Below are 24220 nucleotides of genomic sequence, written 5' to 3'. Positions count from 1 at the left end.
ATTCGGAAAGACTCGTCTAGGTACCCGGGGTGACGGACTCGCCGCCCACTCCCACGTAGACGGAGTCGAAGACGGGCCGGTGCTTCTGGTCGGTCAGGCCGGTCTGGCGCGTGTAGTTGTTCGGGTTGGACGGGTCACGCGTGAGCAGCATCGTCGAGCCGCCCCCGTCGAGGTTGATGGCGTCCATGACCTTGAGGTCCTTGAACACGCTCGTGACCTCGGAGAAGAAGGCGCCGTCGTACGTGGCGAGCGCCTCCGCGGGGTCCGCGGGCTCGTCGCGCGTGCCGGTGACCGTCACGAAGACCGTGCGCCCCTGGTCGTCGACCCCCAGCGTGGTGCGCGAGTCCTTGCAGATGACGTCGCTCCCGCTCCCGACCGTACGCCCGCACGAGCCGGGCGCGTAGGGCACGCCGTCGTCCATGAGGCGCGCACCGCCGGAGAGGATGTCCACGGACTCGTCCAGCGGGATGTTGCGGTTGTCGGCGAGGTCGGTCACCTTCTGGTCGATGGTGAGCTTGGCCTTCGCGTCGAACATTCCCTGCAGCCAGGCCGTGGGTTCCACGCCGATGGCCTGGAGGATGTGCTTGCCCTGGGGAACCAGGTGTCCGCCGCGCGAGGTCCAGTCGGCCGGGCGGGTGAGAGTGCCGTCCTCCTCGACCTGCACCTCGAAGCCCGCCTGGTTGTCCGAGCCGATCTTGGGGTTCATGCCGGGGGTCGGAGTGGGCATCCCGTAGCGGTCGTTGAAGAGGATGATCTCCTGCGGATCCTGGTGGACGGTCACCGTCTTCCCGTGGCTGTCTTCGTAGGTGAGCCCGAGCGTGACGGGCACCTTCTCCAACTTGCCGTCCACCATGACCTGCTCGAAGCCGTCCTCCACACCGTCCTTGAGGTCCTTCTCCTTCATGTCCGCGACACCGTCCTCGACGTCCCGCGGGCAGGTCATGGCGCCTCCGGGATTGCGGTTGATGTCGTCGATCTTGTGCAGCGCCGAGCCTCCGCCGGACGGCGGAACGCTGCTCGTCACGGAGAGAGCCGTCGCCAGGTCGGCCACGTAAGGAATGCCGTGCTGAAGGACGAGGGAGCGCCGGGCCGACTTCGTCGGCTCGCAGGCCGCGCCCAGCAGGACGCCGTCGCGGGCCGTGGCGCCGAAGCTCTGTACGGTCTCGGGCGTGGTCGGCCTCTCGGCGTGCTGGCCCTCGTTCGTGAAGTAGCTCGCGTTGATCCCGGCCAGCGGGAGCTGGGCGTACTGGTTCAGCTGATCGCGGACTATCTCGCTCTCGCCCGCCTTCCTGCCGTACGTGCTCTCGATCCTCACGGCGCTGACGGCCGGGTCGATGCGCAGGACGTTCAGCTCGCGCGGCTTGCCCGCGCGCAGGGGGCTGGGGGACGTCTCCTTGTAGCGGAAGAGCTCCACTCCGGGGTCCAGTTGCTGGTACTGGGTGTCGAGCGGCGTCCAGCCCGTGACGTCAGGTGCGGTCGCGGCGGCCGAGACGCTGGACGCGCCCGGGGTGACGAGCAGCAGGACCGAGGTCAGGGCGGTGGCGGTGGCGAGTGCTCCGCGGCGCGCGGTGGTCGTGAGGGTCACGAGCAGTCCGCCTTGTCGCGCAGCTTGTGGGAGACGAAGGTGTCGGCGTGGGCGCCGGCGACCGTGGTGGAGTCACCGGGCAGGACCCGGAACGGCTTGTCCGCTGCCGTTATCTCCGCGGCCGGCTTGTCGTAGAAGCAGGCAGACTTCGCGGTGCGGTTGTAGACGGACTCGATCTTCTTGGCCCAGTAGTCCGGGTGATAGGCGTTGTAGTCGATCTGGGTCTGGAACATCGCGCCGCGGCCGCTGGGCTGCTGGAAGAAGCACAGGAAGCCGTCTTCGCAGCGCTCGAAGCCGGTGAAGCAGTGGCCCTGGGAGGGCGCGAGCTTGTGGGAGGCGAGCTTGCCACCGAGGTTGCCGGCCACGGCGGAGAGGTTGCCCTTGGTGATTTTGGTCCCGGCCTTGGGCGCAATCGCCTTGACCTGGCCCCCGTAGCGGGTCTCCACGTACATGCAGGCCCAGTAGGAGGAGTTGTTCATGAGCGACTCGGCCTTGTTGTTCCAGGTCTCGTACGACTCGGATTCGCTGTTCTTGGCCAGGTCGAAGGCGTGGACGGAGTCGCCCTCGTCGTTGGTGCCGTCCGGCCCACTGTAGAGGCAGAGGCTGTTGTCGGGGCAGGCTTCGTAACCGGCGGCACTCGCCGGGAAAGCCGTGAGCGCTCCCCCGAGGAGCGCCAGGGCGCCCGTGAACAGGGCGCCTCGCAGGATGTTGGTCTTCACGAGGTCAGAATCGCACACACGTACCCACACCAAGCCTGGGGCCTGGGGTTATGAGCTCGGGCCGGCAGCGGCGCGCGGCACTTCCCGCGTACTGCCAGGCCGTGCGGGAGATCGCGAAGGACACCGGGTCGCTGCTCGTCGACCACGAGGCGCACTGGCTGGAGCACCACGGCACGGCCGACCCGATCCCCTGGCTCGACGACCCGGCCCACCCCAACGCGGTCGGCCACCTGCGCATGGCGAACCACACTCTTCGCGCCATGGGCCTGGGCGAGCTGGATCCCCTGTAGGCACGACCCGGGTGATCGCCGTGCCCACAGCGGGGCCGGTCAGGCGGGCGTGAAGACGTCTTCGTGCGCGTCGTCGAGGATGAATCCGTTGTCGAAGCGGACCCGGACGGTCACACGGCCGCGCTGCTCCTGGTAGGCGATCCAGTCGGGCTCCAGGCCGGCGACCTTCTCTTCCAGCTGCGACTTGCTCTCCATGGGCATCTCGTGGCCGAAGGCGTCGAGGAGCGACTTGAGCCGCTCGTACTCGCGGGCCTCCGGGCTCTGCTGGTCGTGCTCGACCACCCGCTCGACGGTGCCCTCGGTCCCCGCCGCCAGGGACAGGGATCCGGCGACGGCCTCCGTCGCGGTCGAAGGGTCGCCGGTCATCGCGACCCAATCGGTCAGCCTGGTGTCCGCCGCCAGCTTCACCCGCCGGCCTTCTTTCAGCGTCATCGCTTCTTCATCTCTCGGATCGGCACACATCAGGACGGTGCCATTATCCGTCCCGCCTTCGCCGCGCCGGCGCGGGCCCGGGCGGCGGCGGCAGGCTCGCGGATGCCCGCCGGGTGGTACCCCACCGGTTCAGCGCGGAGGCAGCGCGAAGAGCCGTCCGTAGCCCGTGATGTCGTCCGTGTACGTGCCGGCCGCGTCATGGCCGACCACAGGAGGACCTGGTTCGCGGTGAGCACGAGCCGGTCGAGGGTGACCTCGAGGGCCTCGATCATGCCGACCGCGCGCAGACCGTTGCCTCCGAAGACGACGGCCTCGGCCTCGTCGGGGACATGGGCGGCCGCCCAGTCGTACAGGTCGCCCGGCCGGATCAGGGATTGGCCGCCGCGCAGGTCGCACGGCGCGTCGGCCAACTGCGCGGCCGCCTCGTCCACATGGGGCGGCGCGGCGAAGTCCCGTACCGGGGCGAGCGGGATCGTCGGATCCATCGCGCCGCCCTTGCGCATCGCGCCGAAGGGCACGCGCGCGCCGTGCAGGCCGACGTCGGCCGGTGCCATCGCGCGCAGTTCGGACTCCGGCCCCACGTCCCCTTGCGGGATGAGCACGCCGAGCCGGACCCGTACGTCCCAGCCGTCGGGCCGCCAGCCCGCCGCGGGCCCGGTCACTTGGCCGTGGGGCGGTCGTGGGCGATTGCCGCGGAGATCCGGTCGGCGGTGGGGCCGAAGCCCACGGTGCCGGGGTTCGGCAGCACTTTGCGGGTGCGGTGCGAGAGCGGTTCCATGGGCACCATGTGCGCATCCGTGCGCCGTCCCACCGGGCACCACTCCGTGTGGGACCCCCTCGGGGACGCTTCCTTCACCCGTCTGCAGGCCGGGGCGTCGGTGCCGTCTCACGCCCCCCGAGCGGGCGCGGCGGGCCGTTGGTGCGGGCGGGCCGGCCGGACCCGCCGGTCGGGGGCCGCCCGCGAGGGCGGCCCCCGACCCGTGGCTGTCTGGGGCCGGCGCCTACCGGCGGACGCTCCAGTCGACGGTGGCGCGCAGTGTGCGGGCGATCTTCGGGTCGCGGACCGAGAGGGTGCGGTCCTCGGCGCTGACCGACAGCTTGTGCGTCCGGAGGTCGTACAGCCGCAGGTCCGCGATCCGCACCTCGGTCCGGCCCTCCAGGCTCTTCAGCTCCCGGCCGTCGAGGTACCAGCGGACCACGAGCTGCCGGCCGTCCGCGCCGGTCAGCCGGGGTACGGCCGCCTTGGCCGTGTCGCGCCGGCGCAAGGTGCGGTCCGTGGGGGTGATCGGGGTGACGGCCCTCGCGTGCTTGTAGAAGCCGGCGATCATTGATTCGACGCCGGGGAGGTTGAAGGGCTTGCCCAGGACCCGCATGAGCGAGTTGTCGGTGGGGCGGTTGAGCCCGGTGACGAAGTAGCCGCCTCCCTCGTACGCGCCGACCGTGCCGCCGTCCGGCGAGGGCTCACCCAGCCAGCGGTACCACTTGGCCCGCTGCCGGGCCAGCCGGTCGGCGGTCAGCGTGGAGATGTTGGAGTCCGCGGGCTCGGGGCCGGTGTACTTCTCGTAGTCCGGGACTCCGGGGTAGAAGTACTCGTCGGCGAGCTTGCCGAGCGAGTGGCCGGTCTCGTGGATGGCGACCTGGCCGGACTTGGCGTTGTCCGACGAGGCGGTGGATATGCCCTCGTAACCGAGGGTGGCGCTGGGCTCGTTGTAGCCCGCGCCGCCGTACTTGGCGCTGTTGGCCAGGACGATGACGAGGTCGGCCTCGGGCGCCTTGGATACGTACGTGTCCACCTTGGGCTGGTCTATGCAGAGCAGCCGCTCGATGTCTTCGCACCAGAAGTACGCGCCGAGGGCCGTGTCGCGCACGGTCGCACGGTCGGGGTCGCCGGAGACGCCCGACTCGCGGGAGACGGCGTCGACGGTCCAGACGTTGAAGAGGTTCCGGTAGGTGGTGTACGGCTCGACGGCAGTCACCTCGGCCCATTTCGCCTCGGCGTCGGCGTGGAACTTCGCCAGCTCGGCGGCGGTGTAGCCGTCGCCGATGATGACGATGTCCAAGCGGTCGGCGGTAGGGCCGTTGTCGACGAGCTTGGCGACCTCGCCGTCGGCCGCCCGCTCCGCCTCGGAGAGCCGGGCGCCGCTCCTGGCCGTGCCCGTGGCCGCGCCGTCGGCGGGTACGAGGACGTGGCCCGATCCGGCGTCGCCCCCGTGCTCCGGTCCCGGTATCTCCACCTCCACCCGCGGCTTGGACGCCGGAGCGTCGGCCGCGCGGACGGGCCCGGCGGCCAGCAGCGCGGTGGTCGCACAGGCCGCGGCGACGGCTGCGCGCAGGACCGATCGGACAGCTGGACGTCTGACGTTGCGCATGAAGTCCTCCCCTGGTGAAGGAAGTTAAACCAGTAGGTAAGTGCACTGAATCGGTTGCTTAAACTAAATGGCGCACGACGGGTGCGCAATGGCCCGCTCCCCCTGAATACTGGGGAGTTCGAGCAACCAGGGGGATTCCATGGACGAACCGTCCGAGATCGGCCGAAGGGTTCAGCGCATGCGAACCGACCTCGGCCTGACGCAGAGGAAGTTGGCGGAGCCCTCGTACACTCCGGCCTACATCTCGACGCTGGAGTCGGGCAAGGTCCGGCCCTCCGAAGCGGCGCTGCGCTTCCTCGCCCGGCGCCTCGGCACCTCCTACGAGGAACTGGCCACCGGACGCCCCGCCCACCTCGCCACCGAGCTGCGCCTCGCCCTCACCGACGCCCAGCAGATCCTGGCCGCCGGAGCCGCCGACGACGCGGCCGTCCGCTACCGGCGCCTCCTCGCCGAAGCGGAACGCCTCGGCCTCGCCGACGTACGGGCCGAGGCCCTACTCGGGCTCGGCGACTGCGCCTTGGAGTCGGGGGAACTGCCCGACGCGATCGGCCACTTCGAGGCGGCCGAACGCCTGCTGGCCGACGAGCCGCTCCCCCGCCGCGCCCGCCCTATCCGCGGCCGCGCCGTCGCGCACCTGCTCGCCGGGGAACTGCGGTACGCCTGCTACCTGCTCGAATCCACCATCGACGAGCTGGGCACGAGCGGACTGGCCGACCCCGAGGCACTGGTGCTGCTCTACGCCGCGGTCATCGGGCCGTACATCGACATGGGCGCCCACGCCCGGGCCGCCCACGCGGCCGAACTCGCCCTGTCACTGGCTCCACAGGTCAGCGACCCGGCTCTGGTCGCGGGCATGCACCGGCAGGTCGCGCGGACGTTCCTCACCGAGGGGCGCGTGGCCGACGCCGACGCCTCCCTCGCCAAGGCCCAGGCGATCTACGGGCAGTTGCGGCTGCGGACCGATCTGGCGCACTGCCACTGGATGCGTGGCTACGTACAGGCCCAGAACGGCGACCTCGCCTCCGCCGAGCGGGAACTGCGTACGGCCCGGGAGATGCTCTCGGCCAGCCGCGCGGCCCTGTACACCGCGCAGGTCGAGGTCGAACTGGCCGACGTACTGCGCCGGCTCGGCCGGTACGAGGAAGCCGCCGGGCTGCTCTCGGCCCTGCTGGAGCTGGGGGACAGCCACGGCGCGGTGCACGCCGGCGGTGCGCACCGGCTCCTCGGCCTGATGGCCGAGGAGCGAGGCGAGACCGAGTCCGCCGAGGAGCACTACGTGCAGGCCCTGGCGCTGCTGGAGCGCAGCGGGGCGACGGGCGACCTCGCCGACCTGTGCCGGCTCCTGGGCGACCTGCTGCGGCGGGCCGGGCGGACCGAGGCGGCCCTGGACGCGTACCGCACGGGCCTGGGTCATCGCGCGGCCCCCGGAACCACCACGCTGGGACCGGCCCCGGCGGCGCCGGCGTTCCCGACCCGCCTGGCACCGCGGTCCTGACGGCCCGGTGCACGCGGGTTCATGATCACGACGCCGCCTCCCCGCGATGATCTCCGCGGGGGACACCGGCGCCCTCACGCTGCCGCCGGCACCTGCTACAGGTCGATCCAGTAGCGCCGCTTGGGGCCGATCAACGTCTCGCGGACGTCCTCCAGGACACCGCCGTTGTTCTCGATCGTGCGGATCGAGGCGCGGTTGCCGGGGTCACAGGTGAGCAGTACCCGGTCCATCCCCAGCAGCCGCGCCTCGTGCAGGACCTCGCCCAGGGCCCAGGTGGCCAGGCCTCGGCCGCGGGCCGAGGGGCGGATGCCGTAACCGATGTGGCCGCCCGCATCGAGCAGGAATCCGTTCAGGTAGTGCCGCAGGTCGATGGCGCCCAGGTACTCGTCGCCCTCGGCGATCCACCAGTACGTGGCGTGGACGCGCCCGTGCTCGACCGGCACCGTGCGGTCCCCGTACCGCTGCAGCCTCTCCGTCCATGCGGCGAAGCCCTCCCGGCTGTCCACGTCGTCGTCGGAGCCGAGTCCGGCGCCGTCCATGTGCGCGTCGTGCCCCCACTCCTTCTGCGCGGCGAGCCACGAGTCGTACAGGCGGGGAGTGGGCGTGATCAGCTCGGGCATAAGCGGACGATAACAGCCCCGGCGGCTGCGGCCCGGACGGGCCGCTACCGTGCTGCCGTGACCGGATCCGCGCAATACCCGCTGCTCTTCCTCGATGTCGACGGACCACTCATTCCCTTCGGCGCGGCATCGCAGGAGTATCCGACGTATCGGATCGGCCCCTCGTCACGGGAGGCCGACTCGAATCCGCTCCTGGACCGGATCGATCCCGCGTACGGGCCCCGGCTGGCGGCCCTGCCGTGCGAGCTGGTCTGGGCCACGACGTGGATGGCCGACGCCAATGAGTGCATCGCGCCGCGGATCGGTCTGCCGGAGCTGGCCGTGGTGATCTGGCCGGAGCCGTCCGACGTCGATGAGCGGGACGAACGCAGCGGCTTGCACTGGAAGGCCCGCGGCATCGTCGCCTGGGCCGCGGGTCGGCCGTTCGCCTGGGTCGACGACGAGATCACCGACACCGACCGGGCGTGGGTCCGCGGACACCATCGAGGCCCCGCCCTCCTCCACCGTGTCGATCCGCGCCGGGGCCTCACCGAACAGGACTTCGACGCTCTCGACACGTGGCTTCGGCGGACGGCCGGACTGTAGGGCGCGTGGGCCGCGGAGCGAACAACGCACCGGGGCGCGTCGTTGCGATCCGGAGACCGGGCCGGAATCAGTCGGCGCTCGGGAGCAGGACCTCGCCCGCGGGCCGGCGAACCGCGGCCTTGACGAGCTTGTCGACGTGCGCCGCCGGAACGACGATGCCCGGTTGCCGGCTGGTCCAGTCGAGGAAGGCCTCGAGGCTCAAGCGGGGTATCGCGCCGAGGTAGGGCTCGACGTACACCGGTGTGTTCGGTTCGCTGCGCCAGCTGGCGGCGAGGGTACCGATGTCCACCGTGTCGTAGCCGAGCGCGTCCAGGAGGCGGGCGGCCTCGGTCTTGGCCCCCTCGTCGTCACCGGCGATGGGCAGGGCGCTGCGGTCCGGTGCGCCCTCGGGCCGGGCGAGGGAGACCAGCTGGTGCGGGGTGATGTTGTTGAACGCCTTCACGACACGGGAGCCCGCGAGGTGGCGCTGCATCAGGGCGCTGGAGGTCAGTTCGCCCGTGTCGAGTTCGGCCCGGTGGCCGTCCCGCTCGGGGTAGTAGTTCGCCGTGTCCAGTACCGTCTTGCCGGCCAGGGCATCGGCGGGGAGCTGTTCGCAGGCCATCAGCGGGATGGCCGCCACCACCAGGTCCGCGGCGCGGGCCGCCTCTGCCGGTGTGGCCGCCCGGGCGCGGCCGCCCAGGTCGGCGACGAGGTCGGCGAGTGTCTCGGGGCCGCGCGAATTGCTCAGGACGACCTCGAGGCCTGCCGCGACGGCCAGGCGGGCAACGGAAGACCCGATCATTCCGCTGCCGATGAATCCGAGCGTGAGGGGCATGGCTTCTCTCCGTTCGTTCGTGTGCGTCGCCACGACGCAGGCCCCGACGGGCGGCGAGCGGGGCAGGGCCGCGCCGGTCGCGCGTAGGTGGCCCCGCCGGACAGCATGGAACCTCCGCAACGGCCCACCCAGGCCCCTGTGCTGCGTACTCACCGCGTGATCACCCACCGCACAGCCGGGCGTAGGGTCGGCGTATGGACGACCGGACCGAGCTGAGCGACTTCCTGAAATCACGCCGTGCCCGCCTGCGCCCCGAGGACGTGGGGTTGCGCGACTACGGCCGGGCGCGCCGGGTCGCGGGCCTGCGGCGTGAGGAGTTGGCCCGGCTGGCGGGCGTGAGCATCGCCCATTACACGCGTCTGGAACAGGGCAAGGGCGACAGCGTCTCGGACGAGGTCCTGGACGCCATCGGCACCGCGCTGCGCCTGGACGCGGACGAATCGGCCTACTTGCACGGGATCGCGCGGCGTCCGCGGGCGTGTGCGGGGGCCGCGGGCTCGCCGGACGTGCGCCCGGGCCTGCGCTACCTCTTGGAGTCGTTCGTGATGACGCCGGCACTGCTGGTCGGGCGGCACACCCAGATCATCGGCTGGAACCGGCTCGCGGTGGCGGTGTTCGGCGACTTTCCCGCACTGCCGGAGGACCGCCGCACCATCTCGCACCTGTGGTTCACCGAGTCGTACTCGCGGCTGCACGGCGCCGGCTGGGAACGGGCGGCATGCGAGCACGTGGCGCATCTACGCGTCCTGGTCGGGCGATACCGCGGGGACGCCGGGCTCGCGGCGCACATCGAGCACATGCGGGATCTGAGCGCGGATTTCGCGCGGATGTGGGCGGAGCACCCGGTCGCGCAGGTCCGGGACCGGGCGTACGTGCTGCACCATCCGGTCGTGGGCGAACTGACCCTGCACGGCGAGCTCATCGCGCTGCCCAATGAGCCGTCGTGCTGGGGGCTGGACCTGTTCGCCGCGGAGCCGGGCTCGCCGTCCGAGAAGGCGCTGCGCGAACTCGCGGGCCTCTAGCGCTGCCCGACGACGCCGGTTCCCGTTTCCCGGACGTGTACGCGGCCGTCGTCCCCACCCGAGACCGCGAACCGCCCGTCCGAGGTCAGCCGGGCGAACCGTCCGCCGGCGCCGAAGGCGACCGCGCCACGGCCGAGGCGGCGGGCGGCGGCCCGGTCCGCAGGGCCTCGCCGACTCCCACTTCGGCGAGGCCCTGGCGGATCCACCCGTCCCGCGGCACTCTCCGGCTACGCGTCCTCAGCGCGGGCGCGGTTGCGGCGGCGGAACTCGTCCGTCGGGACACCGCCGACTCCCCAGTCCTCCAGGGCGACCTCGTCGATGAGGACGAAGGTGGTCGCCGGGTCCTTGTCGAGGACCCTGACCAGCAGATCGGTCACGCCGGCGATGATCTCGGCCTTCTGCGCGGCGGTGGCGCCTTCACGGGTGATCTTGACGTTGACGTACGGCATGGCGGTTCTCCTTCGAGTGGGGGCGGTCAGATCTGGCGGCCGGTGACGTGGCCGCCGTCCACGCGCAGGGCGTGCCCGGTCACGAACCCGGCGCTCGCGAGGTACAGCACCGCGTCGGCGATCTCGGCGGCCTCTCCGACCCGGTTCAGCAGGGCGAGTCCGCCGAAGGAGTCCACGTCGGAGCCCGCGTGCAGCGGGGTGCGGATGATGCCCGGAGCGACCAGGTTGACGCGGATCCCGTCGACGGCGAGTTCGGCGGCCAGGCTCGTCGTCAGCGCGTGCACGCCGGCCTTGCTGACCACCGGCGCGGTGGCCGGGAAGCCCGCCAGCGCGTGGTCGACCAGGACGGTGCCGATGTTGACGATGCTGCCGCCGCCGCCCTGGGCGCGCAGGGCCCGCACGACCGCCTGCGTGGTGAAGTAGGTGCCCTTGAGGTTGCCCGTCAGGTAGCCGTCGAGCTCGTCCTCAGTGACCTCGGTGAAGGGCTTCGGCTCGAAGGTGCCGGCGTTGTTGACGAGTACGTCGATCCGCCCGAAGCGCTCCAGCGCCGTACGGACGAGGGCTTCGCCGGTATCCGGCGAGGCGATGCTGCCCGCGACCCACGCGGTCCGCTCGGGATGGCCGAGGCCGGCGGCGGTCTTGGCGAGGCGGTCGGTGTCGCGGCCGTTGAGGACGACGTTCGCGCCGCTCGCCAGGAAGGCGCGGGCGATGTCCAGGCCGATGCCGCTGGAGGAGCCGGTGACGATGGCGGTGGTCGTGGTGGCGGTGGTGCTGGTGGCGGTCATGAGGTGGGCGCCTTTCGTGGGCGGCGGCCGGGGTGTCCGACCGCCTGACACCAGAAACCTATGAGCCCTCAACCCATAACACCACGACGTAAATTGGAGCATGTGATAATCCAGCGTTATGGATGTGGATCTGCGTGACCTGGAGCTTTTGGACGCCACCGCCGAGGCCGGCTCACTGACCGCCGCCGCCGAGCGGCTCTACGTCAGCCAGCCCGCCCTCAGCCAGCGGCTCACCCGCCTGGAGGGCCGCCTCGGCATGCCCCTCTTCGACCGCAAGGGCCGCCGTCTGATCCCCAACGCCGCGGGCCGCCGGCTGCTGGTCGCCGCCCGCCAGGTCATCGGCGAACTGGAGTCGGCCTCCCGCGACTTGCTGGAGCTCCGCGACGGGCGCGACCGGCGGGTCCGGTTCGCCGCGCAGTGCAGCACCACCTTCCCGTGGCTGCCGCCGGTCCTGCGGGCGTTCCGCGAGCGCGAGCCGGACATCGACGTGCGGATCGAGACCGTCGCCGACGACGCGCCGATTCCGGCGCTGCTCGCCGACCTGGTCGATGTCGCCCTGGTCACCAAGCCGGACCTGCAGATGGACCGGGTATCCCTGACCAGGCTGTTCGACGACGAGATGGTGGCGGTGGTGCCCGCCGGACACCCGTGGGCCTCCCGCGCCCACCTGACCGCCCGCGACTTCGACGGCGCGGACCTGGTCCTCTACGACTTCTACGACCAAAAGCGCATCCCGTCGATGCCGCTGCCCATCCCCGCCGGGGCACGGCCCGCCCGCATCACCACCATGCCGGTGGTGACCGACCTGGTGGTCGAGATGGTGGCGGGCGGCCAGGGCGCGACGGTGCTGCCCAACTGGGTGGCCGCCCCTTACGCGGCCTCGCACGGTCTCGCCCTGGTCCGGATCGGCGCGAAGCCTCTGACCCGCACCTGGTTCTGCGCCACGCGGACCGGCCCCCGCCCGCCCCACCTGGAGGCCTTCGTCGAGGAGCTCGTCTCCCGCCTCCAATCCCCGGTGTGAACGGAGGGGAGCCGGACGGGGTTGACCCTCGACTTGGTGGAGGGCCCAGAGTTCCGGGTGTGGAGAGCGAGATGCGCGGTATAGGTGAGATGGCCCGGGCGAGCGGACTGAGCGTGAGCGCCCTGCGGTTCTACGACGGCGCCGGCGTACTGGTCCCGGCCTGGGTCGATCCGGTGACCGGCTACCGCTGGTACGGACCCGAGCAGCTCGAGGAGGCCGGGCTGCTGGCCCGGCTCCGCCGTGCGGGCATGCCGTTGGCGGACATCCGGCTGGTACTGGCCGGGTGGTCCGGTGCCGACACCGACCTCGTGCGCAAACTGCTCACGGCGCATCTGCGCCGTCTCGAACTGGGGCTGGCCGATGCCCGCAGCGAGTTCTCCACGGTCCGCGTGCTACTCGAACTCAGGGAGAATCCCATGGCTCTGCCCAGCACCACCGCCGTCCGCTTGACCGTCTCGGCGCCCGAGCTGGCCGCCGCGCTGGACACGGTCCGCTTCGCCGCCAGTACCGACCCGGAGTTGCCGACGCTCGGCGGTGTCCTCTTCGACATCGAGGGTGAGGTGCTCCGTGTCGTGGCCACCGACCGGTACCGGATGGCGGTCGCGCAGACCGGTACCACCGGGCATGGCGGACCCCGTGTACAGGCCATCGTGCCGTCCCCGCTCGCCGACGCGATGCGGGCGCTGCTGAGCCGTGACACGTCCGTCCAGCTCACCGTGGAAGGTGACCGCGTGGCCCTGGAGACGGGGGAGCTCGAGGCGGCCGGTCAGCGCCTCGATCACGACTTCCCCGATTACCGTCGCCTCGTCCGGCTGCCCGCGGGGCGCCGCGCGCTCGTCGACGTTCCGGCTTTCCGGAAGGCGGTGGAGACCGGTCCCGTCCGCGCGAACGAGGTGCGCGGACAGGACGGCGTGTCCTGTGATCTCAGCGTGCTGAAGGTGACGGCCGATGGTGTGGTGGCCGTCTGTGAGGACGGGGACGGGGACCAGGACCTCGTCGCCGTCAACCGCGACTTCCTGCTGGATGCCCTCGCCGCCGGAGCCCGCGACGAACTGTTCCTGGAGTTCGGCGCCCCCAAGGCACCCCTGGCGATCCGCCGGACCGATACCGAGGACGCCTTTTCCCTTCTGATGCCGGTCCTCCTGGAGAACTGACCGGCCGCGAGGCCGGGCGGCAGGGGGCGTGCGGGTGAGGCACGGAGGCGTGGCGGCTGCTCGGATCGCTCCGGACGCCTCCCCCGCCCTCACCAGCCCGGACCGCGCACCCGACCACGCGTGTGCTGAAACTCCCGTCCGGGGCCCCGTACCTACTTCCCATTCCCCTACGAAGTACCGCTGGTGGTGGGGGTGGTGAGGGAATCGGCGAGGTAGGCGCCGAGGTCCCGGTCTTCGGGGTGCTCGGGTACGAGCATGTGGCGGATCCAGGCGGCACGCTCGTGCCCGAGCGGTGCCAGCTCCCAGACACAGCCGATCCAGGGGGAGTTCAGCTTCACGAAGTGTGTCGCATCCCGGTCGGGACAGCCCAGCACCGGCTGGCCGGCGGCCGCCCCGCCGAAGTGCAGGACGTTGTCCCACACCCAGCTGTACGTGTTGAGGTAGGCGCTGCCGTCCGACGACTCGTGGACGATGACGAACGTGGCCGGGGGCGTTCCGTCGGACTCCGGCAGCAGGTCGGGCAGTACGGCGTACGCCGCCTTCTCCACGGCGGGTGCGATACCGGCCGGGTCGGCGGTGACGTGGTAGCGCTTGACGTACCGGCCGCCGAGCTCGATCGGCGGGTGCACGGTCAGGAACTTCTCTGCGAAGGACATGTCCGGAAGGTACGCACGGTCCACTGACACCTTGTGTCAGTGGACTTCGACATCCCTGTGACCAGGACAAGCACCCACTCCGGCAGGGTACGGCGGCCGGTCGTGCTCGCCGCAGGTCTTGACGGCCGCCCGTCACATGGCGGAGCGCAGCATTCCCGCCGTCTTCGCCATGGCGGCCCTCGTCGGCTCGTCGGCTGCCGTCCGCGCGGCGTCCTCCAGGAGCAGGGCCGCTGCCTGTAGCAGCCCGACGTGGACCGGTACGGTCTGCAGCCCGGTCAGCGCCGCCATCGCCTGATCGGTGGCGCTCTGCGGGATGAGGGTGCTGACGCCGCGTCCGATGCCGCGCTCACGTGGGCCCTGTGCTGGTGTGGTCACCCCGTGATTCTCCACGATTCGGATGTGTGCCTGCATCCACGACGATCGGGACCTACCGGCCCTTTGGCCCGCGATTTGGGACACCGGCGGGGGCGACTCTCAAGCAGAACCATCCCCACCGGAGAATGACCGTATGTCTCACACTTCTCGACGCAGCGTCCTCGCCGTTCTCGCCACCGCTGCCGCCTCCGTCCCACTCGGCGGTTCGACCGCCGCGGCCTCGCCCAGATCCCCGGCGCGGGCTGCCGCACCGGCAGCCGCCCCCTCCTCCGCGCCCCAGACCGGCGGCACGTCCCTTCCGCCGTCCCTCACGTCACCGCGGTCCTCGGTCACCATGCCTCCCCTGGATCCGTCCTACTTCGCCCAGGCCTCCCTCGGCCCGCTGTCCGTGGGGGTGCCGGCAGGCACTCCGGAGCGTACGGAGGTCACCTCGGCCGGCAAGCGGGTGGCGGTCCTGACGAAGGGGGCGCGCACGGTCGTCGTGACGGGCCCGGAGCGGACCTTCGCGGAGAACAAGCAGGCCTTCGCCGACGAGTTCCAGCGCACGCTCCCCGACCAGACGCTCCCGGTCGCGGACCGGAAGTACTGGGGCACTTCCCCGGGCGGCGGCAGCTGGTCCACGCTCGGGCCGGCCGACACCGACTACTCGGTCGTGCCGGGCAACGGGATCATCACCCTCACCACGGACTACGCGAGCCGTCACGCCACCCTCCGGGACGACGAGATCACCGACGTCGACGTCCGCGCGGTCGCGATGTTCGACAAGGTCCCCACGGGCCAGGCCTGCTCGTACGCGCTGTCCTTCGGCTACCAGGACACGCACAACAACTACCGGGCCAGGCTCTCCTTCCTGACCTCCGGCTCGGTCGAGCTGCGCGTCGAGCGGGAAGTCGCCGACGCGGTCACCCAGTTGACCACGGCCGCCGTCCTCGCCACCTCCGTGCCGGCGGGGACGAACTGGACGATACGCGTCCGCCGCGAGGGCGCCCGCATCCAAGTCAAGGCGTGGCGTACGGACTCCGCCGAACCGCAGGCCTGGGCTGCCGACGTCACGGACTCGACCTTCGCCAAGGGCCGGGTGGGCCTGCGCGCGCTGGCCAACCAGGGCTGCACGAACCTGCCGGTCAAGCTGGTGGTGAGCCGCTTCCAGGTGGACGCCGCCACCTGGCAGCAGCCGCCGTCCGTCACCCACGACACCTGGGTGAGGGTGCTGCCCACGCCGTTCGACGGGACCTGGACGCCCGAGCTGGAGCAGACCGTGCGCGGCTGGGCCGCCTCCGCGTCCCCGGACGTCCTGGCGTACGCGGCGATGTTCCTCGCGGGAGCGCCGGCGGTGACGGGCGGTACGGGCCCGGCGGCGGGCAAGCAGGTACTGGGCGAGGCCGGTTACGGCTACCTGGACCCGCAGGGCTACCGCTACGAGGGCGCCGACTTCCACGAGTACATGAACCTCGGCTGGACCTTCCCCGACGGCACCTACACCGGGCCCTCCTCCAAGCAGGTCGGCAACCTCGACTGCTCGGGCTACACCCGCATGGTCTACGGCTACCACCTGGGCGTTCCCATGGCCGCCGGCGAGGACACCTCGAAGACGCGGCTCCCGCGCAAGTCCCGCCACATGGTCGACTACGCCCCCGGCGCGCGGATCGACTGGACGGACGGCACGAACCCGCCGGCCGCGCAGCAGCTCCAGCCCGGCGACCTGCTCCTGTTCAACGCCGATTCCGGCGACGACACCACGACCGTCACCGTCGACCACGTGGGCATCTACCTCGGCCTGGACACGGCCGGCAAGCGCCGGTTCCTGTCCAGCCGCAAGACCGGCAACGGACCGACCATGTCCGACCTGGGCGGCGCCTCGCTCCTCGACGGCACCGGGACGTACGCGAAGAAGCTGCACACCGTGCACCGCCTCTGAGCCTTCTGAGACAACCTAGGCGGTGCCCTGCGCGAAAGGGCCGTCGGCGGTGAAGGCCAGCTTCGCGAAGCGTTCGCCGATGCGGCGGTGGGTGTCCGCGTCCGGGTGGAGCTCGTCGGGCAGCGGCAGCGTCGCGGAGTCGGCCTGACCGTAGAGGTCACGGCCGTCGGCGTAGTGCAGGTTCGGGTCCGCGGCGGCCCGTTGCGCGACGATCCGGGCCAGCTCCTCCCGGATGACGCCCAGGGTCAGCTTTCCGCTCGCGCGGTCCGCCGGATCCCCCATGGCCAGGAACCGCAGCCGCCCGGCGGCGAGGGCGGTCATGTCCGGGGCGCTGGGGCCGGGCGTGTCCTCGTGCATGGGGCACAGGATCGGCGAGAGGACCAGCAGCGGTGTGGTCGGGTGGCCTTCGCGGATGGTGTCGAGGAAGCCGTGCACGGCGGGGGCGAAGGCACGCAGGCGCATCAGGTCGGTGTTGACCAGGTTTATGCCGATCTTGACGCTGAGCAGGTCGGCGGGGGTGTCCCGCAGGGTGCGCGCGGTGAACGGGTCGAGGAGGGCGCTGCCGCTCAGGCCCAGGTTGATCAGCTCCACGCCGCCGAGGGCGGCGGCGAGTGCGGGCCACGTGGTGCTGGGGCTCGCGGCGTCGGAGCCGTGGCTGATCGAACTGCCGTGGTGCAGCCACACCTTGCGGCCCCGGTCCGGCGCGGGCTCGACCGGGGCGTCGGTGCGCAGGGCGACGAGTTCGGTGATCTCGTTGTGCGGGAGCCAGATCTCGACGTCCTTGGCGCTGTCGGACAGGCCGGTGAAGCGGAGGGTTCCGGCGGGGCCGGGCCGGTGCTCGGCGGTCCCGGTGCTCATGTCGATGACCAGGGAGTTGCCTCCGGTCACACGGGCCTGGCCGGCCAGGCGGCCGTCGACGAGGAGGTCGTACACGCCGTCCGGGCGGGGCGGGGCGCCCACGTAGACGCGCTTGGTGGGCAGCGTGTCCAGCTCGACGGCGGTGGCCCTGGTGCGCAAGGCCAGCCGTACTCCGGAGGGCTGGGACTCCGCCATGGCCAGCTGCGGGTCGGCGCACTGGGCGCGGGCCTTGGCGGGCAGCCGGTGCGGCAGCACGCCGTGCTCGGTGTGCTCCAGTTCGAGGGCGCCGCGCACGAGGTCCGGGGTGATGGGCGTGGTGATCCAATTGTGCTGGGTATGCATCGGTTCAGCCTGCCACAAACGGGCCCGGCCCCGGTCGGTTTCGACCGGGGCCGGGCCCGCGTGGGGGTGGTCTGTCAGCAGTTCTTGATGGAGTACACCGGCGACCAGTTCACGCCGACCTGACCGCCTCCGGGCTGGAAGTGCGTCAACTCGCCGCCGTTCGAGCCGTACAGGTAGGAGGTGACCCCACCGGTCTGGTTGTCGAAGTACCAGCCGTTGCCCTCCCAGTTGGACACCGAGTACCGGTGGCAGGCGTCGAGGTAGAAGATCTTCCAGTCCGATGTCGTCGGGTCCCAGACGAGGGTGCACAGGTTCCCGCCGGCGCAGCCGTAGCTGCCGCTCGGCGGCACGTGGCCGCTGGGGGCCCACGGCGAGATGCCCGGGGAGGCGGCGGCCACGAGGGACGCCGGCTGGGCGGCCGCGGGCGCGGCCGGGGCGACCAGGACGCGGGCTGCTGCCGCGACCTGGCCCGAGGGGGCGGCGGCCTGGGCGGACCCGGTGGTGAAGGCCGCCGCGAACAGCATCGCGGAGACGCCGGCCATGCCGAGGATGGAACGCTTGACGCGCATCGTGAACCCCTTGTCAGAGCGGTGTGACGTGCCTCAAGACTCTCGGAGGGGCCGGCCCGGCAGTACCTCGCAGCTGCGAGGTACACCGCGGGGCGGTCAGCAGTTCGGGACCCAGGCGTGGGAGCGCGGCCGGTCCGTGGCGTCGAGGTTCGTCCTGGTGCGCACCTTCACGCAGCCCAGCAGCTCCCCCTCGGCGGGCTGCGCGTAGTAGAGCACGTCGACTTTGGCCGCCCCCTCGGCGAGGTCGAACCCGTTGTTGTAGACGGAGCGCGGCGCGCCCCGCGCCGCCCACGGGCAGGGGCCCAGGGCGTCGGTCCAGTCGGTGTCGCCATCGACCCAGGAGCACATCTCGCCCCGGCCGTCCCGCTCCGTGAAGAAGCAGACGGCCCCGCGCCGGCACCGGTCGTAGCCCACCGCCCCGGCGTCCCCGAGGGGCAGCAGACCTGAACCCCACGCGGCACCCAGGCCCGCGAGCGCGGCCGCCCCGGCAGCGATCAGCAGGCGGCGCCGCCGCCGCGACCCGGGGAGCCGCACGTCAGGGCTTCGCGGTACGGGGCTTCGCGGGACCGGGTCGCGCGGGACCGGGTCGCGCGGGACCGGCGGTGCGTACGTCGGGCCGACAGCCTGGCCGGTGGCCGCCGCCCGCGCCCGGCACAGCAGCGACGCCGCGGTGTGTCCGGCCCGTTCCTCGTGTCTTCGGGCCAGGCAGTCGCGGACGATGTCCCGCCAGGGTTCCGGCAGTTCGGGTGACAGGCGCAGTTCCTCCTCGCCCCTGGCGTAGCGCAGCGCCGCGTCCCGACGGGCGGCGGAGGTGCCGCCGGGGAGCGGCAGCGAGCCGGTCAGGACGACGTGGGCCAGCACGCCGAAGGCCCAGATGTCAGCCGTCGGACGGATCTTCATCCCGCGTTCGCCGACCTCCGACCAGAGCAGGTCCGGCGGGGTGTAGTCGGGCGTCGCGAAGGCCGGGGAGTAGGCGTGGGTGCCCTCCAGCTCCGCCGCCATGTTGAAGTCGCCGAGCCGCGCCGTGCCGTCGGGCATCAAGAGGACGTTACCGGGCTTGAGGTCGCCGTGCACCCAGCCCGCCCGGTGCAGTTGGTCGAGCCCCTCGCAGACCTGGGCGAGGAGGGCGGGCCCCGTCGGCGGTACTCCGTCGGCCAGCAGGGCGTCCAGGGAGCCCTGCGCCTCCTCCAGGACGAGCACGGTGGCGCCGTCGAGTTCGGGCCGGCCGGGGTCGTCGACCGTGAGCACCTCGTACATCCGGATCAGCCGGGGCGCGCGCACCCGGCGCAGCACGTCGGTCTCTCGATCGGCGAGCTCGCTCAGGTGGCGCAGCTGGCGCGGGGTGCGGGTACCGGTCGGGAGGACCTTGAGGGCGGCCCGGCCGGGCAGGCCCGGTTCGGGAACGGCGCGCAGGGCCGCGTACACGCTGCCGAAGGCGCCGGTACCCAGCAGACGGCCGGTGGTCCAGGGGCCGATCCGGTAGCCGGGCGGGATCGCGAGGGCGCCCAAGTGTCCTGTCCGCCCGTTCACCGTGCGGTTCCGGTCGGGGTGGCCGGCAGGGCCGCCAGGTCGGGCTCGCGGACGAGGTCGAAGCGCAGGGCCAGCGAGACCAGGGTCTCCTTCTTGCCGACCAGTCGCGGTCCCGGATCGGCCGTGTCGGGGCCGGGCTTGAGGCGGAGCTTGACGGCGAGGTAGTCGATGTTCCACTGCACGGCGGCGCGGTTCGCGGCCGGCCAGAGCGGCTTCAGCCGTTCGACGACCTGCTCGACGGTGGGCAGTGGCGCGTGCGGTTCGCCGCGCAGCCGTGACTCACAGAGTGCGGTGAGGACCAGGAAGTACCGGCTGGAGCGGTCGAGCGGGAAGGCGAGTGCGGTCGGCTCACCGCCGGGCTCGCCGGGGGCGTCCCGGTCGGCGTAGTCGTGGCGCGGCGCCCATACGTCCAGGGTGAGGAGTTCGGAGCCGGCCGGCAGGACGATCCGGGCGAACTCGAACGGGACGGGTGCGCCCAGCCGCCCGGGCGCGATCTTGATGTGCTCGCCGGCGCCTTCGGGGTTCTCCACCACATAGGTCGACGAGCGGCTGAGGTTGCTGATCGACCAGCACGTGCCGGTGGCGGTGATCTCCCCCGCCGAGCGCGAGACGCCGATGTGCGGAACGCGCAGGCAGTCGTCGCCCGCTGCCTCACGGCCGAACCGGAGGGTCTGCCCCGGTGCCAGGCGGATCTGTGCGGCCGGGGACATGGTGGGCCCCGGAACCACGATGATGCTGTACACACTGCTTCCTTCCCCCAGAGTGCCGGGGGGAAGGTTAGCCAGCGGAATCAATCAGTCCTGTAACAGTGGCGGGTACTCAGCACTCGCCGCGCCAGTGGAAGCTCTCTATTGTCCGGCCGCCGGCCGGCAGGTTCCCGCGCCCCTCGTCCCAGCCGAAGTGCAGGCAGGCGCCACCACCCTCTTTGAAGCCGACCTGCACGTGGTCGTAACCCGGCTGCGGCGTACCGTTGTTGAAGAAGGACTTTCGCAGGCCGCAGGTGCTGGCCGCCTGGTCGCCGGCGGAGCGGCAGACGGTGCCGGTGCCGTCGGCCCCCGAGTAGAAGCAGACGTAGCCGGACGGGCAGTCCTGCCAAGCGGCCGGCGTACCGGTGCAGTTGCGACTGGTGACGCTCGGCCAGTCCTTCGCGGCGCCCGTGTACTCGATTCCGTCGAAGTGGACCGGAACCCGGTGGCTCTCGTCGGTGAAGTCGCCCGTGGCCAGGTAGCGCTGCTCGTAGTGCAGGTGGGCCCAGCCCGAGGCGCCCGAGGTTCCGATCCGGCCGATCCGGGTGGACGGCTGGACGACGTCGCCCTTCTTCACGTAGGTCGCCGGGTCGTCCTTCAGGTGGTAGTACGCCGTGAACCAGCCGTTGCCGTGGCTGATCTGGATGGTGTTGCCCGAGCCGTTGTTCCAGTAGGTGGCGGACACCGTGCCGGCGGCGGACGCCTGGACGGGCAGGCCGTCGGAGCCGGTGTTGCCCTCCACCACGATGTCCAGCGCGGGGTTGTGGGCCCAGGTGTGCATCTCCCAGGTGGTGCCGCACGGGAACGGCAGCTGGAACGGCGGCTTCGCCGTGGCCTGCGCCGTCTGGGTCACGGCGGCGGCGGGCGTGCCCGCGAGTACCAGTCCCGCCACGCACATCAGCATCACGGCCCGCAGTCTGCGCACATACCGCAGCATGTCTTCCCCTCCCGGCTCACGCGGACGACGCCCGGCCGGGCGTTGTCCAGCGCCATGGTCGGGGGCGGGTGCCGGTCACGACACCTCGCGGCTACGAGGGTGCGCGGGAAGGGCACGCGGCCGGGGTCACGCGCGGGCCCCGCCGAGCACGCGCAGCGGCGGGACCGACGCTCGCGAGGATCCTGCCGGACAGCGACCGGATCGAGGTCCCGGTGACGCGCCGGCCCACTGCCGACAGCTGCCCGCCGAGGCCGAGTTCGCCCAGGACGCGGACGGTGTTGTTCTGGAGCAGGATGCTCGTAGCGACGGCCGTCGGGCGTGGGAGCGCCTCGACGAGCGTGTACGGGATCTCGCGCCGCGCCAGTGCCGCGGCCGCCGCCAGGCCGCCGATGCCGGCTCCCACGATGAGCAGCGGCTCATCCGATGGCGACAACGACCTTCCCCTTCGAACGGCCGCGCTCGACGTACGCGTGCGCGGCGGCGATGTCCTCGAGGGGGTAGGTCCTGTCGATGACGGCCCTCACCTTCCCCTCGGCGGCCAGTGCGGCCAGCATCTCCAGGGCCGGCCGGTCCGGCTTGAACAGGCTCCATCCGTAGCTGCGGCGGTTGCGCGCCTGCGCCAGCCGCCTGCTGTGGAGCGTCGCGGCGGCTCGCAGGCCTCCGCGCACCAGGCCCTTCTCGTCCACCAGCCGCATCAAGGGGTGGACCAGCGTGCCGTAGCCGGAGCCCGGTCCCGGGCGCAGGATCGAGAGCATCTTGTCCTCCTCGGCGTCGTCGGCCAGGCAGACCGCGGCGTCGAACCCGCTGAGGATCCGGCCGAAGTCCTGCGTCCGGTAGTTGATCACCTCGTCGGCGCCCAGGGACCGGCAGAGGTCGACGCCCGCCGGTCCGGCGGTGGTGGCCACGTAGGCTCCCAGCGCCTTGCAGACCTGGAGGGTGACGACCCCCGTGCCGCCGGAGCCGCCCTGCAGGAAGATCCGCTTGCCGGCCGCGTTCCGCGCTCCGAGGCCCGCGTCCCCCAGTGCGGCCCAGGCCGACAGGAAGGCGTACAGGAGCGCGGCGGCCTGTGCGTACGACAGCGCGTCGGGCTTGTGGACCACGTCCTCGGCCCGGACCGCGCAGTATTCGGCGTAGGCGCCGCGGGTGGACGGTTCCTTCGCGCCGAAGACGGCGTCGCCGACGCGTAGACCGCTCACGCCGGGGCCGACCGCGGCGACGTCACCCGAGACGTCGTTGCCGAGCACCAGGGGGAAGCCGCTGACGCCGCGGAGCCTCAGCAGCTTGTGTCCGTAGCCGGCCCGGCGGCGGCAGTCGATCGGATTGACGGAGGTGGCCCGCTGGCGGACGAGGACTTCTCCGTCACCGGGAACGGGCATCGGCGCGTCGTTCACCACCTCGAAGACGTCCTGAGCGGCGCCGAAGCGGCCGATGGGAGCGGCCCGCATGCGGCCCGGTGTCGTGGCTGCGGTACTGGAAGGCATAACGGATACGCTAACACCGAAAAGCAGATAATGGATACACCGACTCCGTAAATAACGGGGAGACGAGCGCATGACCCGAGACCCGTCAGCCGTCCCCGGCAGCCCCGCCTGGTGGGCCGCCCGCCCGACCGCCCCGGCCCCCCGGCGCGGGCGACCGCCCGCCGACGTCGGCCGGATGGTCGACGCCGCCCTGAGACTCATCGACCAGGTCGGAATCCAGGCCCTGACCTTGCGCATGCTCGCCGACGACCTGCAGTCCGGTACGGCGACGCTCTACCGGCACTTCGCGGGCAAGGACGAGCTCCTGGCCCTCGTGGTCGACAAGATCCTCGGCGAGGTGCGCGTCGCCCCCGAGGAGATCAAGGGGCTGGACTGGCGGGCAGCCGTCGAACTCGCCGCCGACGCCTTCCACCGGACACTGCGCCGGCACCCCAACGCCCTGCCGCTCCTGGTCGCCCAGGTGCCGGTCGGCCCCAACGGCCTCGCCAACCGCGAGCGGACCCTCGGCATGCTCCTCGGCTACGGCTTCCCCGAGCCCCTCGCCGCGCGCGCCTTCACCGCCATCGGGCACTACGTCGTCGGCTTCGCGATCCAGCAGCACGGCCCCGGAGCGCCAAGCCCCGAAGAACAGCCGCACCTGCGCGACTACTACCGGAGCTTGGACCCGGCCGCCTACCCGGCCACGACCGCCGCGGCCGACGACCTGACCAACGTGACGCTGGACGAGGAATTCCGGTTCGGGCTGCGCCTCCTCCTCGACGGCCTCGAAAGCGCGAAGGGGGACGCGGAAGAGGTGTGAGGCCAGGCCCGGCCACGGCTACCCGCCCCCGCCCAGCAGGACGGCCGTCAGGCGCCGGATCGTCTCGGGGTCGGCTGCGGCGGTTTCGGGGCCGCGCGTCAGCAGCAGGTGGTGGACGGTGCCGACGAGCGCGAGGGCCATCGCTGCCGGGTCGGCGCCCGCCGCGATCCGGCCCCCCCGCCGCTCCGCCTCGAGGTACGCGGTGACCGACTCCTGCATGGCGTCGAACCCCGGCGCTCCCGCCTCCAGAGCCCGACGGGTGTGGAGCGAGGCACCGGGGCGGGTCATGGCCAGGCCGACGACCGCGGAATCCAGGGAGTTCAGCAGGGCGAGCGCGAACTCCGCGAGGTTCCCCCCGACGGCGCCCTCCCCCACCTTCGAGGCCAGCCGTTCGGCGTCGCCCGCGCTGCGCGCGAACCGGTCCAGCACCAGCTCCGCGACGAACTCGTCGATCCCGGCGAAATGCGTGTGCAGCACCCCCTTGGCGCACTCGGCTTCGGTCGTGACCGCCCGACTGGTCAGGGCGGCCGCCCCGTCGCGGGCCACGACCCGTTCGGCAGCCGCGAACAGCCGTTCGCGCAAGTCGGGAATCGCCACTCCACGCGGTGACATAGGGCCTCTTTCCGCTTACCGATTGCCAGTATGGGCATTCGCCCATACTGTTTGGGC

The 24220-nt window shown here is 71.8% G+C and carries 28 protein-coding genes; 8 read left to right on the top strand and 20 right to left on the bottom strand.

Going from position 1 to position 24220, the window contains the following annotated elements:
* Positions 1–16: 16 nt before the first annotated feature.
* Together J7F03_RS42515 and J7F03_RS38555 are read right to left on the bottom strand one after the other, a co-directional pair.
* Entirely contained in the window at positions 17–1585 is a 1569-nt protein-coding gene (locus tag J7F03_RS42515) for a phosphodiester glycosidase family protein (RefSeq protein WP_214957871.1), read from the bottom strand.
* Positions 1582–2304, bottom strand: coding sequence for a peptidase inhibitor family I36 protein (locus J7F03_RS38555; RefSeq protein ID WP_214957870.1), 723 nt, complete (start codon positions 2302–2304; stop codon positions 1582–1584). Before J7F03_RS38555 ends, J7F03_RS42515 begins: the two co-directional genes overlap by 4 nt.
* A 50-nt stretch (positions 2305–2354) precedes the next feature.
* Between J7F03_RS38555 and J7F03_RS38550 the strand changes: the two genes are divergently transcribed.
* Positions 2355–2594: a hypothetical protein gene (locus J7F03_RS38550; protein ID WP_214957869.1), complete on the top strand. Its 240-nt coding sequence runs from the start codon at positions 2355–2357 to the stop codon at positions 2592–2594.
* Between the two features lie 39 nt (positions 2595–2633).
* On the opposite strand, the gene J7F03_RS38545 is transcribed toward J7F03_RS38550, so the two are convergent.
* From J7F03_RS38545 to J7F03_RS38535, 4 genes are all read right to left on the bottom strand, one after another.
* Positions 2634–3026, bottom strand: coding sequence for a hypothetical protein (locus J7F03_RS38545; protein WP_214957868.1), 393 nt, complete (start codon positions 3024–3026; stop codon positions 2634–2636).
* A 29-nt stretch (positions 3027–3055) separates the two neighbouring features.
* Positions 3056–3688: a hypothetical protein gene (locus J7F03_RS38540; RefSeq protein WP_214957867.1), complete on the bottom strand. Its 633-nt coding sequence runs from the start codon at positions 3686–3688 to the stop codon at positions 3056–3058.
* A complete protein-coding gene (locus J7F03_RS42195) occupies positions 3685–3813 on the bottom strand; it encodes a hypothetical protein (protein ID WP_285440551.1) in 129 nt (42 codons plus the stop codon). The genes J7F03_RS38540 and J7F03_RS42195 overlap by 4 nt, the downstream gene beginning before the upstream one ends.
* Positions 3814–4027: 214 nt before the next feature.
* Positions 4028–5395: a M64 family metallopeptidase gene (locus tag J7F03_RS38535; RefSeq protein WP_214957866.1), complete on the bottom strand. Its 1368-nt coding sequence runs from the start codon at positions 5393–5395 to the stop codon at positions 4028–4030.
* A gap of 139 nt (positions 5396–5534) precedes the next feature.
* Between J7F03_RS38535 and J7F03_RS38530 the strand changes: the two genes are divergently transcribed.
* Positions 5535–6890, top strand: a complete 1356-nt coding sequence (locus tag J7F03_RS38530; protein WP_214957865.1) for a tetratricopeptide repeat protein — start codon at positions 5535–5537, stop codon at positions 6888–6890.
* A gap of 95 nt (positions 6891–6985) precedes the next feature.
* Here J7F03_RS38530 and J7F03_RS38525 read toward each other — a convergent pair whose 3' ends face one another.
* Positions 6986–7510, bottom strand: coding sequence for a GNAT family N-acetyltransferase (locus J7F03_RS38525; RefSeq protein WP_214957864.1), 525 nt, complete (start codon positions 7508–7510; stop codon positions 6986–6988).
* 57 nt (positions 7511–7567) lie between these two features.
* Here J7F03_RS38525 and J7F03_RS38520 point away from each other — a divergent pair, with 57 nt between their 5' ends.
* Complete coding sequence (locus J7F03_RS38520; protein ID WP_214957863.1) at positions 7568–8095, top strand: HAD domain-containing protein; 528 nt, start codon at positions 7568–7570, stop codon at positions 8093–8095.
* Positions 8096–8162: 67 nt separating this feature from the next.
* Here J7F03_RS38520 and J7F03_RS38515 read toward each other — a convergent pair whose 3' ends face one another.
* Positions 8163–8909: an NADPH-dependent F420 reductase gene (locus J7F03_RS38515; RefSeq protein ID WP_214957862.1), complete on the bottom strand. Its 747-nt coding sequence runs from the start codon at positions 8907–8909 to the stop codon at positions 8163–8165.
* A 194-nt stretch (positions 8910–9103) separates the two neighbouring features.
* Between J7F03_RS38515 and J7F03_RS38510 the strand changes: the two genes are divergently transcribed.
* Positions 9104–9931, top strand: coding sequence for a helix-turn-helix domain-containing protein (locus J7F03_RS38510; protein ID WP_214957861.1), 828 nt, complete (start codon positions 9104–9106; stop codon positions 9929–9931).
* 227 nt (positions 9932–10158) lie between these two features.
* Here J7F03_RS38510 and J7F03_RS38505 read toward each other — a convergent pair whose 3' ends face one another.
* Together J7F03_RS38505 and J7F03_RS38500 are read right to left on the bottom strand one after the other, a co-directional pair.
* On the bottom strand, positions 10159–10380 hold the full coding sequence (locus J7F03_RS38505; protein WP_214957860.1) for a 4-oxalocrotonate tautomerase family protein: 222 nt from the start codon (positions 10378–10380) through the stop codon (positions 10159–10161).
* A 26-nt stretch (positions 10381–10406) separates the two neighbouring features.
* Complete coding sequence (locus tag J7F03_RS38500) at positions 10407–11165, bottom strand: SDR family NAD(P)-dependent oxidoreductase (RefSeq protein WP_214957859.1); 759 nt, start codon at positions 11163–11165, stop codon at positions 10407–10409.
* A 118-nt stretch (positions 11166–11283) separates the two neighbouring features.
* On the opposite strand from J7F03_RS38500, the gene J7F03_RS38495 reads away from it, so the two are divergent.
* A complete protein-coding gene (locus J7F03_RS38495; RefSeq protein ID WP_214957858.1) occupies positions 11284–12186 on the top strand; it encodes a LysR family transcriptional regulator in 903 nt (300 codons plus the stop codon).
* A 71-nt stretch (positions 12187–12257) separates the two neighbouring features.
* Entirely contained in the window at positions 12258–13340 is a 1083-nt protein-coding gene (locus J7F03_RS38490; RefSeq protein ID WP_214957857.1) for a MerR family transcriptional regulator, read from the top strand.
* A gap of 167 nt (positions 13341–13507) precedes the next feature.
* On the opposite strand, the gene J7F03_RS38485 is transcribed toward J7F03_RS38490, so the two are convergent.
* Both J7F03_RS38485 and J7F03_RS38480 read right to left on the bottom strand, forming a co-directional pair.
* Positions 13508–13996, bottom strand: a complete 489-nt coding sequence (locus J7F03_RS38485) for a hypothetical protein (RefSeq protein WP_214957856.1) — start codon at positions 13994–13996, stop codon at positions 13508–13510.
* A gap of 132 nt (positions 13997–14128) precedes the next feature.
* Complete coding sequence (locus tag J7F03_RS38480) at positions 14129–14371, bottom strand: hypothetical protein (RefSeq protein WP_214957855.1); 243 nt, start codon at positions 14369–14371, stop codon at positions 14129–14131.
* A gap of 133 nt (positions 14372–14504) precedes the next feature.
* Between J7F03_RS38480 and J7F03_RS38475 the strand changes: the two genes are divergently transcribed.
* Complete coding sequence (locus J7F03_RS38475) at positions 14505–16289, top strand: NlpC/P60 family protein (protein ID WP_214957854.1); 1785 nt, start codon at positions 14505–14507, stop codon at positions 16287–16289.
* A 15-nt stretch (positions 16290–16304) separates the two neighbouring features.
* On the opposite strand, the gene J7F03_RS38470 is transcribed toward J7F03_RS38475, so the two are convergent.
* The 7 genes from J7F03_RS38470 to J7F03_RS38440 form a co-directional block, all read right to left on the bottom strand.
* Positions 16305–17489, bottom strand: a complete 1185-nt coding sequence (locus J7F03_RS38470) for a GDSL-type esterase/lipase family protein (protein ID WP_214957853.1) — start codon at positions 17487–17489, stop codon at positions 16305–16307.
* Between the two features lie 74 nt (positions 17490–17563).
* Positions 17564–18058: a hypothetical protein gene (locus tag J7F03_RS38465; protein ID WP_214957852.1), complete on the bottom strand. Its 495-nt coding sequence runs from the start codon at positions 18056–18058 to the stop codon at positions 17564–17566.
* 96 nt (positions 18059–18154) lie between these two features.
* The gene (locus J7F03_RS38460; RefSeq protein ID WP_251073119.1) at positions 18155–19567 is read right to left on the bottom strand and encodes a serine/threonine-protein kinase; all 1413 of its coding nucleotides are present in this window, start codon (positions 19565–19567) and stop codon (positions 18155–18157) included.
* Between the two features lie 17 nt (positions 19568–19584).
* Positions 19585–20331, bottom strand: a complete 747-nt coding sequence (locus tag J7F03_RS38455; protein WP_214957850.1) for an FHA domain-containing protein — start codon at positions 20329–20331, stop codon at positions 19585–19587.
* A gap of 76 nt (positions 20332–20407) precedes the next feature.
* Positions 20408–21271: a peptidoglycan DD-metalloendopeptidase family protein gene (locus J7F03_RS38450; protein ID WP_214957849.1), complete on the bottom strand. Its 864-nt coding sequence runs from the start codon at positions 21269–21271 to the stop codon at positions 20408–20410.
* A gap of 91 nt (positions 21272–21362) precedes the next feature.
* Positions 21363–21704 (bottom strand): NAD(P)-binding protein, encoded by a 342-nt coding sequence (locus J7F03_RS38445; protein WP_214957848.1) that lies wholly within the window; start codon positions 21702–21704, stop codon positions 21363–21365.
* On the bottom strand, positions 21688–22752 hold the full coding sequence (locus J7F03_RS38440) for a zinc-binding dehydrogenase (RefSeq protein WP_214957847.1): 1065 nt from the start codon (positions 22750–22752) through the stop codon (positions 21688–21690). Before J7F03_RS38440 ends, J7F03_RS38445 begins: the two co-directional genes overlap by 17 nt.
* A gap of 70 nt (positions 22753–22822) precedes the next feature.
* Here J7F03_RS38440 and J7F03_RS38435 point away from each other — a divergent pair, with 70 nt between their 5' ends.
* Positions 22823–23551: a TetR/AcrR family transcriptional regulator gene (locus J7F03_RS38435; RefSeq protein ID WP_214957846.1), complete on the top strand. Its 729-nt coding sequence runs from the start codon at positions 22823–22825 to the stop codon at positions 23549–23551.
* Between the two features lie 18 nt (positions 23552–23569).
* Here the strand turns inward: J7F03_RS38435 and J7F03_RS38430 are convergent, their stop codons facing one another.
* Entirely contained in the window at positions 23570–24163 is a 594-nt protein-coding gene (locus tag J7F03_RS38430; protein WP_214957845.1) for a TetR family transcriptional regulator, read from the bottom strand.
* Positions 24164–24220 lie beyond the last annotated feature (57 nt).

The sequence above is a fragment of the Streptomyces sp. ISL-43 genome (assembly GCF_018614195.1).
In the GTDB taxonomy this organism is placed as follows: Bacteria; Actinomycetota; Actinomycetes; order Streptomycetales; family Streptomycetaceae; genus Streptomyces.
Note: the sequence above shows the minus strand (reverse complement) of the source record. Positions and strands in the feature narration are given on the sequence as shown.

Bases quoted from the DNA above. Each gene is read 5' to 3' on its own strand.
- J7F03_RS38545 (WP_214957868.1), bottom strand. From the start codon at position 3,026: ATGACGCTGAAAGAAGGCCGGCGGGTGAAGCTGGCGGCGGACACCAGG.
- J7F03_RS38490 (WP_214957857.1), top strand. From the start codon at position 12,258: ATGCGCGGTATAGGTGAGATGGCCCGGGCGAGCGGACTGAGCGTGAGC.
- J7F03_RS42195 (WP_285440551.1), bottom strand. From the start codon at position 3,813: ATGGTGCCCATGGAACCGCTCTCGCACCGCACCCGCAAAGTGCTGCCG.
- J7F03_RS38450 (WP_214957849.1), bottom strand. From the start codon at position 21,271: ATGCTGCGGTATGTGCGCAGACTGCGGGCCGTGATGCTGATGTGCGTG.
- J7F03_RS38495 (WP_214957858.1), top strand. From the start codon at position 11,284: ATGGATGTGGATCTGCGTGACCTGGAGCTTTTGGACGCCACCGCCGAG.
- J7F03_RS38505 (WP_214957860.1), bottom strand. From the start codon at position 10,380: ATGCCGTACGTCAACGTCAAGATCACCCGTGAAGGCGCCACCGCCGCG.
- J7F03_RS38535 (WP_214957866.1), bottom strand. From the start codon at position 5,395: ATGCGCAACGTCAGACGTCCAGCTGTCCGATCGGTCCTGCGCGCAGCC.
- J7F03_RS38430 (WP_214957845.1), bottom strand. From the start codon at position 24,163: ATGTCACCGCGTGGAGTGGCGATTCCCGACTTGCGCGAACGGCTGTTC.
- J7F03_RS38435 (WP_214957846.1), top strand. From the start codon at position 22,823: ATGACCCGAGACCCGTCAGCCGTCCCCGGCAGCCCCGCCTGGTGGGCC.
- J7F03_RS38510 (WP_214957861.1), top strand. From the start codon at position 9,104: ATGGACGACCGGACCGAGCTGAGCGACTTCCTGAAATCACGCCGTGCC.
- J7F03_RS38485 (WP_214957856.1), bottom strand. From the start codon at position 13,996: ATGTCCTTCGCAGAGAAGTTCCTGACCGTGCACCCGCCGATCGAGCTC.
- J7F03_RS38440 (WP_214957847.1), bottom strand. From the start codon at position 22,752: ATGCCTTCCAGTACCGCAGCCACGACACCGGGCCGCATGCGGGCCGCT.
- J7F03_RS38550 (WP_214957869.1), top strand. From the start codon at position 2,355: ATGAGCTCGGGCCGGCAGCGGCGCGCGGCACTTCCCGCGTACTGCCAG.
- J7F03_RS38500 (WP_214957859.1), bottom strand. From the start codon at position 11,165: ATGACCGCCACCAGCACCACCGCCACCACGACCACCGCCATCGTCACC.
- J7F03_RS38530 (WP_214957865.1), top strand. From the start codon at position 5,535: ATGGACGAACCGTCCGAGATCGGCCGAAGGGTTCAGCGCATGCGAACC.
- J7F03_RS38470 (WP_214957853.1), bottom strand. From the start codon at position 17,489: ATGCATACCCAGCACAATTGGATCACCACGCCCATCACCCCGGACCTC.
- J7F03_RS38465 (WP_214957852.1), bottom strand. From the start codon at position 18,058: ATGCGCGTCAAGCGTTCCATCCTCGGCATGGCCGGCGTCTCCGCGATG.
- J7F03_RS38475 (WP_214957854.1), top strand. From the start codon at position 14,505: ATGTCTCACACTTCTCGACGCAGCGTCCTCGCCGTTCTCGCCACCGCT.
- J7F03_RS38525 (WP_214957864.1), bottom strand. From the start codon at position 7,510: ATGCCCGAGCTGATCACGCCCACTCCCCGCCTGTACGACTCGTGGCTC.
- J7F03_RS38515 (WP_214957862.1), bottom strand. From the start codon at position 8,909: ATGCCCCTCACGCTCGGATTCATCGGCAGCGGAATGATCGGGTCTTCC.